The organism is Sporosarcina sp. FSL K6-6792 (assembly GCF_038004885.1).
Lineage (GTDB): Bacteria > Bacillota > Bacilli > Bacillales_A > Planococcaceae > Sporosarcina > Sporosarcina psychrophila.
The window spans coordinates 287075-300361 of sequence record NZ_JBBOSA010000001.1; the positions used below are offsets into that span (position 1 = coordinate 287075).

The following is a 13287-nucleotide window of genomic DNA, read 5'->3' on the forward strand; positions in this document are numbered from 1 at the left end:
CTGGAGCTAGACATTATTCCATATTGTAACTTATACTTTCATGTCTTTTAAAAAATAGAGAAGTTTAACTTTCGGAGGTTATTATGAAAACAATCATGATACATGAAATGCCAAACCACGCTGGTGAAACAGTTCGTATCGGTGGATGGCTTGCCAATAAACGCTCTAGCGGAAAAATTGCTTTCCTACAGCTACGTGACGGTTCGGGATTCGTACAAGGAGTCGTAGTTAAAGAAGTTGTAGGCGAAGATATTTTTGCAAAAGCAAAATCAATGACACAAGAAAGCTCTCTTTATATTACAGCAGAAGTAACTGTAGATGAGCGTTCTACATTTGGTTATGAACTACAAGTGAAAGAAATTGAAGTTATTCATGAAGCAGTCGATTATCCAATCACACCGAAAGAACATGGAACAGAGTTTTTGATGGACCACCGTCATCTATGGCTCCGGTCTCGTAAACAGCATGCTGTTATGAAAATCCGCGACGAAGTAATTCGTGCAACGTATGAGTTTTTCCATATGAACGGATTTGTTAAAGTAGATCCTCCCATTTTGACAGGCTCTTCACCAGAAGGAACATCTGAACTGTTCAAAACAAAATATTTTGATGAGGACGCATTTCTTTCACAATCAGGTCAGCTCTACATGGAAGCTGCGGCTATGGCACTTGGAAAAGTGTTCTCATTTGGGCCGACATTCCGTGCAGAAAAATCAAAAACACGCCGTCATTTGATTGAGTTTTGGATGATTGAACCTGAAATGGCTTTCGTTGAGTTTGAAGAAAGCTTGGTTGTACAGGAGCAGTATGTGACGCATGTTATTCAATCAGTGCTACAAAACTGTCCAATTGAACTAGAAAGACTTGATCGTGATTTGTCTAAGCTTGAAAAAATTCAAGCGCCATTCCCACGTATTTCATACGATGATGCCATCAAATTCCTGAATGATAACGGCTTTGATGACATTAAATGGGGAGAAGATTTTGGAGCGCCGCACGAAACAGCGATTGCTGAAAGTTATGATATGCCAGTATTCATCACACATTACCCAATCGGCATCAAGCCGTTCTACATGCAACCACATCCTGACCGAGACGACGTTGTCTTGTGTGCGGATTTGATAGCTCCTGAAGGTTACGGAGAGATCATCGGTGGTTCTGAACGAGTTCATGATTATGAGCTGATGAAACAACGAATTAAAGAGCATAACCTAGATGAGTCTGCTTATGAATGGTACTTGGACCTTAGTAAATATGGGGCAGTACCGCATTCAGGATTTGGGCTCGGACTTGAACGTACTGTCGCTTGGATTTCCGGTGTAGAACACGTACGTGAAACGATTCCGTTCCCACGTCTATTGAACAGATTGTATCCTTAATACCTAAATAGAAGAGAGGAGTTCGGACATGCAACACGAAGAACGGCTCCGAATTTGGATTGAGCAGGGGAATGTAAACATTTCCCAGCTCTTTTTTCACAATTATAAAAGTCTCGGGATCAAAGATTTGGACGCAATGCTAATCATGCATATGACAGCATATAAATCCGAGGGCAATCATTTCCCAACTCCTAACGAGTTTGCAAGTCGTATGGATTTAACGGAAAATGAAGTATCCATGGTTTTACAACGTTTAATGCAACACGGTTTACTCCGAATTGGTCAAAGTGAAGATCAAAAAGGGGTTTTACATGAAACTTTTTCTTTGCAGCCATTGTGGGATCGATTAGTCGATCAGATTGCATTCGCAACGAATGAGGCTGAGGAAGAGACCCATAAGAACGCGGAAGGAGAAATTTTTTCGCTGTTTGAACAAGAGTTTGGACGCTTTCTGTCACCAATGGAGTGCGAATCAATCACGATGTGGTTGGATGACGATGGACATACAGTCGAAATTATCCGTGCAGCATTAAAAGAAGCTGTCATAGCACAAAAATTAAGTCTCCGGTATATCGATCGGATTCTTTTTGAGTGGAAAAAGAAAAATGTTAAGACATTGTCTGATGTTGAGCGTCAAACAAAGTCATTCCGGACCGTAGGGACACGTCCGTCACAGCAGCCAGAAAAAACTGTTTCGGTAAAACGTGTTCCTTTCTATAACTGGCTGGAAGAACGGGATTAGGTGGGAGTACATGCTGACAAAAAAACAATGGGAATTTTGCCTTGAACAATTTGGCGAAATGTTCCCAGATGCACATTGTGAACTGGTGCATGACAATCCTTTTGAATTGACAATAGCAACGCTGCTATCTGCCCAATGTACGGATGTTCTCGTGAATCGGGTGACGGCGGAGCTGTTTAAAAAATATAAAACACCTGAAGATTATCTAGCGGTTGATGTCGAGGAACTACAAACGGATATCAGGTCGATTGGATTATTCCGCAATAAGGCGAAAAATATTCAAGCCCTAAGTCAAATGCTTATTGATAATTTTGATGGGGAAGTACCGGCTAATCGTGACGTTATGATGACGTTACCAGGCGTTGGCCGTAAAACGGCGAATGTTGTCGTATCGAATGCATTTGGCATACCTGCTATTGCTATCGATACACATCTAGAGCGTGTAGCGAAGCGACTTGGTATGAACAGGTGGAAAGATTCAGTGCTAGCTGTTGAAGAAAAAATCATGCGCTGGACACCAATGGAAAAATGGACAGATACGCATCATCAAATCATTTTTTTCGGAAGGTATCATTGTAAAGCGCAAAATCCCGGATGTAATGTTTGTCCACTCCTGCCGTTATGCAGGGAAGGGAAGAAGAGGATGAAAGCAAATGCCAAATGAAGTAAATCGTATAAGTAAGGAGCTACTGGCACCTTATTTTGATCAATGGGAAACAGTACGGGATCAAATTGAAGCTTTTTATGACCAAAAAGATCATCAAGCAGTTGAGTTGATGAATGTGGCGATTGACAATTATAGTGAATTACTTGAACAAGGTGGGAAAGTGTTAGATGACCGTAAAGGACAGGTTGTTTATACGTTACTTCCACTGAACGGCATAGAACGTTTCGAATTTGTGAAAGATAAAATAACGAGCCATTACGCCCATGTTCAACTGGATGCACTATTTACAGAAACCAAAAAGAAAGTTGCCAGATTGTCGATACAAAAGAAATAAAAAAAGCAGAAAGCGAAATGCTGATTAGGCATTTCGCTTTCTGCTTTTTAGTTTAGTTACGGGGAACCAGTACCGTCATCAGTAGTGGTTCCATCAGTCCCGGTTCCTGGTTCTGGTGGAACCGGGGTGCCGGTTCCATCATCGGGGGGCGTACCCTCGTTACCGCCATTACCATTGTTGCCGTTATTACCGTTGTTGTCATTGTTACCGTTATTGCCGTTGTTCCAGTCGTTACCGTTATTGCCATTGTTCCAGTCTTCACCATCTGGGTTTTCAGTATCAATTTCTTCATCAGGTTCTGGGACTTCTTCGGTAACCTCTTCAATCTGAACGGTCGTAGTCGCTGGACTACTAACTAAGTCATCGAGTTTAGCAACGACGGAGAACGTATATTTCCGACCAGCTTCGGCTCCTGAGAATGTAACTGACGTGTCTGTTGTCGTTGTCATTTCTTGCATATCGCTTCCATCAACACCCACTAATACGGTGAACTCTACATTGCCTATGATAGCTTCCGAAACTGGAGCATTATGGGACCAGTTTAAATCAATAGAACTCGTTTCTTCATTATATTGAGCAGCCAAACTATTTGGTGCTTCAAGTTCGATAATTTCTTCTTCAGCAACTTCTACGGGCGCAGTTCCTCTGACGAATAGTTCTGTACGCTTCCTATTGCTAGGTGTCGTCCGACTTGCTAAAACAAGTGGATTTGAACCGTATTCAATCGTCGCTTCCTCCACAGAGTCAGGTTTTTGGAACCGTGATGTATTTTTCCCAGCAGAAATGTCACTCATGACCATGCGAAACAGATTTTGAGGGACATACCTGCCTTTATCGAATGTAGTGATAGGTGTTGCATATTTCTCGTAACCACCCCATACGGCAATTGTGTAATCTGTCGTATAGCCAGCAAACCATGAATCGGGAACGTCTGAATTTTTCAAGCCGTTCTTTGTTATGATTTCAGATGGATAGTTTGTTGTCCCGGTTTTACCGGCAATATCCAGACCTGAAATAGCTGCTTTGGTTCCTGTTCCAGCTGTTAATACTTCACGTAAAATGTCCGTTACCATATATGCAGTCGAATCTTTCATGACTGTTTCGGATTTTGGTGTCATGTTAGGTGCTTTTTTTCCATCTCTAAAAATAATTTCCTTGATGGCATACGGTTTTGTGTAATTCCCACCGTTACCAAAGGCTGAATAGGCTCCTGCCATCTGAAGTGTAGAAAAATCATATTCTCCGCCGCCAAGTGCATTGGAAGAATTCAATTTATCAAACGGAAGTCCGAGCCCTTTCGCAAAAGCGCCTGCCTTTGCAGTACCGACCTCTTCAAACACTTTTACTGCAGGAATGTTGCGGGATTTGTATAATGCTTCTCGAATTGTCATTGTCCCTTGATATTTACCGTCGACGTTCCGAATGGCTTTATCTGTCCCTTTATAGTTGTAAGGTTCATCTACGACCGTATTTCCTGTTGACCAGCTAAGGTTTTCGATGGCTGGGCCGTAAGAGAGAATCGGTTTAATCACCGATCCGGGTTGACGTTTTTGGTCTGTAGCAAAGTTCCAGTCCGTTCCGGAATAATTACGCCCTCCACCGACTGCAACGATTGCACCCGTTTTGGTATCAAGAACGGTCATTCCGGCTTGCATTTTTTCGGATTCATATAAATCGTTAGTATTTAAAGCATTCTCCACAGATTGCTGAGCTGCAGGATCCAAATTCGTTTGAATTTTTACGCCTTCAGCAAGCAAGTGTGACATACCCGCTTCTTCCAATTCAGAGAGCACTAGATCGACATAAGCTGGGTATTTTGTGTTGCTAACCTGTCTTTTGTCATCAGCCAGTAATGTTCCTGTGACTGGCATCGCCTGTGCTGCTTCCATTTCGACTTTAGTAATTTTTTTATGCTGGTACATTAGCCCAAGTACGATATTGCGTCGTTTTTTAGCACGTGCCGGGTTTTTATAAGGATTGTATCCGTTTGGACTTTGTGGAAGTCCCGCTAACATAGCGACTTCGTGTAGTTCAAGTTCATTCAGACTTTTACCGTAAAAGTATTTTGAAGCTGTTCCAAATCCGTAGTTATTTCCGGACATCAGAATCTTATTGAAGTACATTTCAAAGATTTCTTCTTTTTCATACTTACGTTCAAGCTGGAAAGCGAGCCATGCTTCTTGTGCCTTCCTTTTTAACGTTTTCTCTTCTGACAGGAATGAGTTCTTAATGACCTGTTGGGTAAGTGTGCTCGCTCCTTGAGAACCGAAACCACTTCTAAAGTTCGCGATGACTGCACCACCAAGTCTCCAAAAATCCATCCCGTGGTGGGAATAGAAACGGACGTCTTCCGTTGCAAGTATTGCATCTTGCATCGGGTCCGGGATTTCAGCGTAGGGAACAAACTCCCTTTTTTCAGCGCCCGACTTCATGAAGACATCACCGTGGATATCAAGTAAATCAGATGATAAGGGGTCTTTTAAAAGGTTTTCGTCGAGATCAGGTGCAGAACTTGCATAAAAAGCGAATAAGCCCGCGCCGCCAACTAGTATGGCAACTCCGATGGCGACGATTGCCAGAACTATCTTCTTAATGATGCCTTTTCCCTTATTCGTCTTTTTACTTTTTTTCTTTGCGCGTTCTGCCTCAATGTTTTTTCGGCGTCCAGCTCTTGAATTTATATTATCGCTCATACATCTTCCTGCCTTTCAGTTGCATTGTTTGATGTCGTTGTCATAATAGACACCGCTTTTAAATAATCGAGCCTTGGATTGAAACGTGGTAGAATCTCCAAGGACATGGTCTCAAACTCTATAAGTGTGATCGATTTTCTTCCACCTTTTTTCATTCTTTCCCAATATTTCTCAAAACTATCATAAGGGACGATAAAATAGCGGTCAAGTGAAGTGAATTTGACGATGAAAAAAACAACTCCACCTTGCTTTGACACAGATTGCATATGTTCCACTTGATGGTCATGAATATTTTGCAATGGAAAAGATGTCGCACTCTTGGTTTCTTTTGCTTCGAAATCAATATAGTTCCCTTGCCATACTCCGTTAAAGTCAGTTGTAGACGGTGTCCTAAAATAGGCTTCGGTTATGACAGCGGCACTTCGCTCCGGATAATTCACGTTTACGACTTGGATTGGAACGGGTTTCTTATGGATGACAGCAATGCCGCGACTTAAATAGAACTCATTCGTTTCATTCAATTCATCTTCCAATGACTTCCCTCGGTTACTGAATGAAAGATCGACTTTTTTTTGATGGCCTATCTTCTGAATGGGTATATATTTCTTGCCGTTCGGATAGCGTATTGTCATAGGTATCACCTCGCATCTCACTATCATACCATATCAATTGGACGGATTAGTGCTCGGAAAGTTGCAATCTAATGTCCAGATATTGAACAAGCTTAAACCTATTCAATAAATCGGAAATAATTATTTATCATATAGGGCGTAAAAAATGTGGCGATATAGATAATGAAGGCTACTAATTAGGACAGCCGATAAGAGTAGAAAGGGGAGTGGATACAAGAAAGGGAACAAGGTATGTGAATAAAATGTAACGATAAAGCTGTTATATCATAGAAGAATGGACATCCAATTACAATCCAAAATAAGCCGATTGCCGATTAGTACAAGGCAGTCAGCTTATTATTTTCGTAAACATAATCTAGTTCCTACATTTTAATACCTCACCCAGCTTAGCCCAGTAGTACCTTCACCTGCATGTACGCCCACACAGACGCTGAGAGGGAGAACTTGTACTTTCAAGTTTGGGAATTCCTGCAATAGCTCTTCTTTCCAACTTTCAGCATTCATTACATTGTTACAGTGGATCACTGCGATTTCTGGGATGCTGCTATTTTCCATGTCGCTGCGCAGTAAATCTGTCACATTTATTTTAGCTCGTTTATTGGCACGAACTTTTTCTTTCATCACTGGTTTTCCATCTTCAAACGAGATGACCACTTTAATATTTAGCAAATTACTTAGAAATGCTTGTGTTCCAGAGACACGACCGCTTTTATGGAGCTGATTTAGATTAGCAGGTATGAAGGATAACTTGGAATTTTCCGTCATTTTTTTGATGGCTGCAACGACTTCTTTAATGTCATGTCCCTGTTTAAGTAGTTCATTGCCAATTTCAATCATTTTGATCATCGGATAGGAGCCGATTTTCGAGTCAATTGGATAGACCTTGAAGTCTACCATTTGTGCAGCTGTTTGCGAGCTATCAAATGTGCCGGATAGGCCGCTAGACACATGCAAGGCAATTGCACAATCATAGCCTTGCTCCTGTAGTTTTTCATAAAGGGCAACCATTTCACCAATAGCGGGTTGGGATGTTTTGGGGGGATTTTTGGCAACACGTAATTTGTCGTAAAACTCTTCCTGTGTCATATCGACTGTTTCTTTAAAAACACCATCAGCAAATACGATACTCAATGGTAATATATGTACGTTATGTTTTCGTATAAAAGATTCATCTAGTTGTGCAGCTGTATCAGTAATCCAAGCGATTTTCGTAGCCATTAACAAAGTTCTCCCTTAATGATGCATATTTTAACGTTGAAACAAGCTATCTATTATCGTTAATGTACCTTACACGCGAAAGGAGCACTAGTATTAGTTGTCATATAGAGAAGAAGTTTTAATTTCTGTGACATAATTTGAACATAATTATGATGTACACTTGTATCAAAGACGTTATTCTGCTGGGGAAAAGTGGAGAGTGCAAGTAGTCCAGCTGAAAAATTAACTATATAGATTGTGCTAATGATTCCAATTAATAACGCTTCGACGCTTTAGGGATGCCTTCCGCAATAAAATAAGGCACTGAAAAAGTACGATTTCCTTCAATCCCGTTGATTTCCGTTCCGAGCGGACGCTTTTCGCGGGCACGGCTTCAGCCAATCGAACAGCAGAGGGTTCGATTTGCCGTATTTCTGCGTTCTTGGCAGAAATTAAGGCATTCTTGCCCCGTGCTCCCAACGCTAGCGCTTTTGCTCCCAACGCTAGCGTTGGGAGCAAAAGCCGTTCTTCGTAACGGCTCTTCCAGCGGGGTCTTCAGCTCGCGCTGTTCCCGCTGGAGTCGCCGCTCTTCACTACAATCAACTAGTTCTTACTATAAAAAGAACTTTTTCAGTGGCTTCCCATAAGCCTGACAAGCTTCGCTGCCAGTCTTATGGTTCCGACTGTCCCCTTGTAAGGCGCCTGCGAATAGTTCATATGACGTATTCAATACATCAACCTAAATAGCACTTTATCTAGTAATGAAGGATTAGTAATACCAAGGAATATACGTTCCTATGAATTTGGTGCATCTCGGTCATATCTGTTAAAATAAAAGAAACGTCCGGAAAGGGTGTATCATTATGAATCTACAACACAAAACTGAAGCGCTACTTGCTGTTTGTAAGGAATGCTTCGAGCGCCATGCGCAGATGAGAGAACTCGATCGGGAACCCGATTTTTTCATAGAAGTAAAACCATATGCAGATCAATATCATACGTTGCTTGATGAATGGACAGAGGAAGTATCTGAATTCATCAAGACAGCCAAGCCGAAATATGTTCATCCAATTCAAATTGAAACACTGACTGACTCTATGAAGCAATTCATCGTCCAGTCATTTTATCAAAAGACAGGTAAAAAACGTTTTATCTTATCGATTAATTCAGCTGAATATACGTTAAAAACAATTTTGGACGCACTACGTCTTGAAAAAGAAGGCGAAGTACGATGATAAAGAAGAAAGCGGTTCACGAAGTGTTAGAAAAACTGCGCACTGACGCCTCTTTTTCCGCTAACGTCATCCATACTAAAACGATTGCTGGGAAAGAAGCAATCTACGCTGAATTTCCGGAAAAACTCCATCCATCGATTATTAAAGCACTTGCGTCAAAAGGAATCGATAAATTATATAGTCACCAAAGAGAAGCGTTCGATCTGGCATCATCCGGACATTCTTTTACTGCCGTCACACCGACAGCTTCCGGAAAATCCCTTTGCTATCATTTACCCGTTATGCAAAGCATCCTTGAAGATGATACATCGAGAGCCATTTATTTGTTTCCAACAAAAGCACTGGCCCAAGATCAGTTGGCGGATCTCCATGAGTTGATTGAAGCGAGTGGGGAAACTATCCTCAGTTATACATACGACGGGGATACTGCGCCTGGGTTACGTTCGAAGGTGAGGAAGTCGGGTCATATCGTGCTGACAAATCCCGATATGCTGCATTCAGGTATTTTGCCGCATCATACAAAATGGGTGTCGTTATTCGAAAACTTAAAATACATCATCATCGATGAATTGCATACGTATAAAGGTGTTTTCGGCAGTCATGTCGCACATGTGCTGCGAAGGTTGAAACGAATCTGTAACTATTATGGCAGTGACCCAGTGTTCATCTGCACATCTGCGACAATTGCAAATCCACAAGAACTAGCTAAGTCATTGATAAATGCGGATATGCAAGTAATCGTCAAAAATGGAGCACCCGCCGGAAAGAAACATTTTGTCTTCTATAATCCACCGGTCGTCCATCCAACGTTTGGTATCCGAAGAAGTGCTGTACTCGAAGTGCGAGATATCGCCGCGCTTTTATACAGGGAAGGCATCCAAACGATTATCTTTGCAAAAAGCCGAGTACGAGTTGAAATGCTTGTCACGTATATGAAAGCATTGACGAAAAAGAAACTGTTCGATGAAACGGTAATGGGCTATAGGGGAGGTTACCTACCTTCAGAACGTCGGAAAATTGAAAAAGGGCTTCGGGATGGAGCTATCCGTACGGTTGTTAGTACAAATGCACTTGAACTTGGCATTGATATCGGGCAACTACAAGCGTGTATTATGACAGGTTACCCGGGAAATATTGCGAGTGCATTTCAACAGGCAGGGCGTGCGGGAAGGCGGCAAGATGAGGCGCTCATTATTTACGTCGCCCAATCCCTGGCTCTCGATCAATATATTATTGAACACCCCGACTATCTACTTGGCCAATCACCAGAAGAAGCACGGATTCATCCGGATAATATGTTTATCTTAATGGATCATCTTAAATGTGCTTCATTTGAACTGCCATTTTCTTCGACAGAAACATATGGTGAATTTGACGTTCAAGAATTACTCGCATTCCTTGAAAGCGAAGGGGTTTTGATTAAGACTACAGACAAATGGCATTGGATGACAGACAGTTTTCCAGCAAGTGAAGTGAGTCTTCGCTCTGCAACACAGGAAAATGTCATCATTATTGATAAAACATATCCAAAAGAAACGAAGGTCATAGGGGAGATGGATCGTTTTAGTGCGATGACGCTCCTCCATGAAGAAGCAATTTATATCCATCAAGGAACCCAGTTCCAAGTTGAGCAATTGGATTGGGATGAAAAGAAAGCCTATGTCACAGAAGTCGATGTCGATTACTTCACGGATGCCAATCTTGCAGTGGAACTAAAAGTGATGAATGAAGATATCGCTGAACAGTTCGGAGATTACAAGGCCGCTTATGGTGATATCGCTGTACTTGCAATCCCGACGATTTTCAAGAAAATTAGATTCGATACACATGATAATATCGGTTCCGGTCCAATATCATTGCCCGCGGAAGAATTGCATACGTCTTCTACGTGGTATACATTCGATATACCTGAAGGATGGACGGGCGCTGGACTAACGGATGCGATGACGGGTGCAGCCTATGCGATCCAGTCATTTATCCCGTTATTCGTCCGCTGCGATAAAACGGATATCCATGTTGTGCCACAAGTGAAAGCCGTTCATACTGGCAAGCCGACTATTTTCATTTACGACAGTTACCCAGGTGGGATAGGTCTGAGTGAAAAAATCTTTGAACGGTGGGACGAGCTGTTGCAAAAAGCGGCTGATCATGTGTCCACCTGTCGCTGCGAGTCGGGTTGTCCAGTTTGTATCGGTGCGCAAGAAGCTGGTATGGGCATGAAACAGGATGTCGGATCCCTTCTTAAGACCCTAGCAGGAGGGGAACGTAATGTCATATGAACAGAAACTGATGCAAATGAAGAAGTTGTTGAAAAAAACAACTACTAAAATGGTAGCTGAAGATGTGCCAGAAGTTGTAAAACCTGTTGCAAAAGTACCTGCCTATGAACAGCAGTGGCTGGACGCGGGTTTGACAAAAGCCGTAAATAAACACGGCATCGTCTATAAACGTATTGTTGAATACGACACTGACCATCAGCACGGAAACATTATTCTTTCGGGTTTGAAGTCAACGATCGATAAATGGAAGAAGTCCGGTGAAGTGCATCCACTGTCACCGGATTTTTCAAAACCGCTTGTTTTCTTTGATACAGAAACGACAGGTTTAAAAGGTGCAGGCACACTGATATTCCTCATGGGGTTCATTGAACAGACGGCATCATCTTTTAAAATGACGCAGTATGTCCTTCCGGGTCCTGATCACGAAGCGGCATTCCTTTATGCAACTGGATTATGGGAAAAGCCGTCGACACTCGTTACGTATAATGGCAAAAGTTTTGATATCCCAATGGTGGAAACACGGTGGACGATGAACCGTAAAGAATTACCGCCACTTCTCAAGCATACCCAAATCGATTTGTTGCATGGTTCCAGACGTATTTGGAAAGGTGAGATGGCAACGTTTCGACTACCTGCAATTGAGGAGGAACAACTTGGTTTCTTCCGACAAGGAGATATCCCAGGGCATATGGCGCCAATCATCTACCAAGATGCTGTTAAGAATGGTCGCGCGGAACTATTAATGAAAGTTCTCGTCCATAATGAATGGGATATCCTTTCACTAGTTGCGCTTTATATACGGTCAACCGATTTGCTATTGAAAAGCGATGTCCGAGAATCGGCCGTGACCCATACGAATATTGGGAAATGGTTTGGTGATTTAAAGTCGCATGACCGTAGTAAACAAATCTTTGAAAGTGTCATTGCCGAGTATGGGATCAATCATCCCGCGACACATTTTCACTTCGGGTTCGTCTTGAAAAGGGAACAGGCTTACGAGGAGGCAGTCTCTTCATTCAAGATAGCGGCAACAGGTCTTACCGGACGTGAACGAATTATCGCATTAGAGGAATTAGCGAAGCTTTACGAGCATAAGCTGAAAGAGTTAAACAAGGCATTAGACTCCACGAAAGAGGCGATTAAGCTCCTGAAGGCGGATTCCTACTTGGCGGAAAGATTTCGGGCACGTTCGAGAAATGATTTCTTGAAAAGGGAAATAAGGATAACTAGAAAATTATTTCCCAGGCAAGCGCACGAAGCGACAAAAAACGGTTAAAAGTCGGCTTTAGTAAGACAAAGTCGGACAATATATGTTATAATCAACGGTATGTAAACAGAGACGGAAGGGCGATTTTTCATGGACACTAAATTGGATACAAAAACGATTCTTGAGAAGGAATTTAAAACGGGCCTTCGCGGCTATAATCAGGAAGAAGTAGATCTCTTCCTTGATGATATTATTCATGACTATGAAGCTTTTAAAAAGACGATTACAGAATTGCGTACCGAAAATGAACGCATGCAAAGAGAACTTGAATCTGCACAAAAACGCCCTGCGGCTGGAAGTGCTGGAACAACGAACTTTGATATATTGAAGCGAATTTCAAATCTGGAAAAGCATGTTTTCGGAAGTAAACTCTTCGATCAAGAATAATATATTGTAAATGAAACATAAGTACGGTATACTAAAAATAACATAGTGGAATTTAGGTAATCGCTGCAACATCCTATGTTGTAGAGGAAAGTCCATGCTCACACGGATCTGAGATGACCGTAGTGTTCGTGCTCGGCGAAAGAATAAGCCGTGGCTTCGCGTATAACGCGTTGACGGCGGGAATAAATCCTAAGTCTTCGGATATGGATGAGGTTCCCTGAACAGTGCCACAGTGACGTAGCTGTCTCGGAAACGGGTCAGATGGAACGCGGTAAACCCCACGAGTGAGAAACCCAAACTATGGTAGGGGCACTCTTCCGAGGGAAATGAACTGTAGGAAGAGACAGGTGTATACCTGTAGATAGATGATTACCACCCTAAGTACGAGGCGTGAGCCGTTTGAGTACACGGGAACAAAACATGGCTTATCGAATTTCCTATGGTATTATTTTTAAATTGATTGCTCTCCAATAAG

Annotated in this window: 11 protein-coding genes and 1 other RNA gene; 9 read left to right on the plus strand and 3 right to left on the minus strand. The window is 42.1% G+C overall.

Features of this window, described 5'->3' with window-relative positions; translation table 11 throughout:
• The first annotated feature begins 83 nt into the window (after window positions 1-83).
• The 4 genes from asnS to MKZ26_RS01320 are packed head-to-tail and all read left to right on the plus strand — an operon-like array spanning window position 84 to window position 3122.
• Window positions 84-1379 (plus strand): asparagine--tRNA ligase, encoded by a 1296-nt coding sequence (gene asnS / locus MKZ26_RS01305; protein ID WP_067210314.1) that lies wholly within the window; start codon window positions 84-86, stop codon window positions 1377-1379.
• A gap of 28 nt (window positions 1380-1407) precedes the next feature.
• The gene (locus MKZ26_RS01310) at window positions 1408-2121 is read left to right on the plus strand and encodes a DnaD domain-containing protein (protein ID WP_067210312.1); all 714 of its coding nucleotides are present in this window, start codon (window positions 1408-1410) and stop codon (window positions 2119-2121) included.
• Window positions 2122-2131: 10 nt separating this feature from the next.
• On the plus strand, window positions 2132-2785 hold the full coding sequence (gene nth, locus MKZ26_RS01315) for an endonuclease III (RefSeq protein WP_067210310.1): 654 nt from the start codon (window positions 2132-2134) through the stop codon (window positions 2783-2785).
• Entirely contained in the window at window positions 2775-3122 is a 348-nt protein-coding gene (locus MKZ26_RS01320) for a YpoC family protein (RefSeq protein ID WP_340763962.1), read from the plus strand. The genes nth and MKZ26_RS01320 overlap by 11 nt, the downstream gene beginning before the upstream one ends.
• 56 nt (window positions 3123-3178) lie before the next feature.
• Here MKZ26_RS01320 and MKZ26_RS01325 read toward each other — a convergent pair whose 3' ends face one another.
• The 3 genes from MKZ26_RS01325 to MKZ26_RS01335 all read right to left on the minus strand — a co-directional run bounded on the left by MKZ26_RS01325 (window position 3179) and on the right by MKZ26_RS01335 (window position 7665).
• Window positions 3179-5815, minus strand: coding sequence for a transglycosylase domain-containing protein (locus tag MKZ26_RS01325; protein WP_340763963.1), 2637 nt, complete (start codon window positions 5813-5815; stop codon window positions 3179-3181).
• Window positions 5812-6447, minus strand: a complete 636-nt coding sequence (recU, locus tag MKZ26_RS01330; RefSeq protein ID WP_340763964.1) for a Holliday junction resolvase RecU — start codon at window positions 6445-6447, stop codon at window positions 5812-5814. The genes MKZ26_RS01325 and recU overlap by 4 nt, the downstream gene beginning before the upstream one ends.
• A gap of 369 nt (window positions 6448-6816) precedes the next feature.
• Window positions 6817-7665, minus strand: a complete 849-nt coding sequence (locus MKZ26_RS01335; RefSeq protein WP_340763966.1) for a DegV family protein — start codon at window positions 7663-7665, stop codon at window positions 6817-6819.
• Between the two features lie 842 nt (window positions 7666-8507).
• Here MKZ26_RS01335 and MKZ26_RS01340 point away from each other — a divergent pair.
• The 5 genes from MKZ26_RS01340 (at window position 8508) to rnpB (ending at window position 13245) form a co-directional block, all read left to right on the plus strand.
• Window positions 8508-8879, plus strand: a complete 372-nt coding sequence (locus MKZ26_RS01340; protein ID WP_340763968.1) for a YppE family protein — start codon at window positions 8508-8510, stop codon at window positions 8877-8879.
• On the plus strand, window positions 8876-11158 hold the full coding sequence (locus MKZ26_RS01345) for a DEAD/DEAH box helicase (RefSeq protein ID WP_340763970.1): 2283 nt from the start codon (window positions 8876-8878) through the stop codon (window positions 11156-11158). Before MKZ26_RS01340 ends, MKZ26_RS01345 begins: the two co-directional genes overlap by 4 nt.
• Window positions 11148-12434: a ribonuclease H-like domain-containing protein gene (locus MKZ26_RS01350; RefSeq protein ID WP_340763972.1), complete on the plus strand. Its 1287-nt coding sequence runs from the start codon at window positions 11148-11150 to the stop codon at window positions 12432-12434. The genes MKZ26_RS01345 and MKZ26_RS01350 overlap by 11 nt, the downstream gene beginning before the upstream one ends.
• Before the next feature lie 81 nt (window positions 12435-12515).
• Complete coding sequence (gene gpsB / locus MKZ26_RS01355) at window positions 12516-12812, plus strand: cell division regulator GpsB (RefSeq protein ID WP_067210288.1); 297 nt, start codon at window positions 12516-12518, stop codon at window positions 12810-12812.
• Window positions 12813-12860: 48 nt separating this feature from the next.
• Window positions 12861-13245, plus strand: an RNA gene (gene rnpB, locus MKZ26_RS01360) — RNase P RNA component class B.
• The last annotated feature ends 42 nt before the right edge of the window (window positions 13246-13287 follow it).

Coding starts and splice junctions, on each gene's coding strand:
- MKZ26_RS01350 (WP_340763972.1), top strand. CDS start 11,148: ATGTCATATGAACAGAAACTGATGCAAATGAAGAAGTTGTTGAAAAAA.
- MKZ26_RS01340 (WP_340763968.1), top strand. CDS start 8,508: ATGAATCTACAACACAAAACTGAAGCGCTACTTGCTGTTTGTAAGGAA.
- MKZ26_RS01335 (WP_340763966.1), bottom strand. CDS start 7,665: ATGGCTACGAAAATCGCTTGGATTACTGATACAGCTGCACAACTAGAT.
- MKZ26_RS01320 (WP_340763962.1), top strand. CDS start 2,775: ATGCCAAATGAAGTAAATCGTATAAGTAAGGAGCTACTGGCACCTTAT.
- asnS (WP_067210314.1), top strand. CDS start 84: ATGAAAACAATCATGATACATGAAATGCCAAACCACGCTGGTGAAACA.
- gpsB (WP_067210288.1), top strand. CDS start 12,516: ATGGACACTAAATTGGATACAAAAACGATTCTTGAGAAGGAATTTAAA.
- MKZ26_RS01345 (WP_340763970.1), top strand. CDS start 8,876: ATGATAAAGAAGAAAGCGGTTCACGAAGTGTTAGAAAAACTGCGCACT.
- MKZ26_RS01310 (WP_067210312.1), top strand. CDS start 1,408: ATGCAACACGAAGAACGGCTCCGAATTTGGATTGAGCAGGGGAATGTA.
- MKZ26_RS01325 (WP_340763963.1), bottom strand. CDS start 5,815: ATGAGCGATAATATAAATTCAAGAGCTGGACGCCGAAAAAACATTGAG.
- recU (WP_340763964.1), bottom strand. CDS start 6,447: ATGACAATACGCTATCCGAACGGCAAGAAATATATACCCATTCAGAAG.
- nth (WP_067210310.1), top strand. CDS start 2,132: ATGCTGACAAAAAAACAATGGGAATTTTGCCTTGAACAATTTGGCGAA.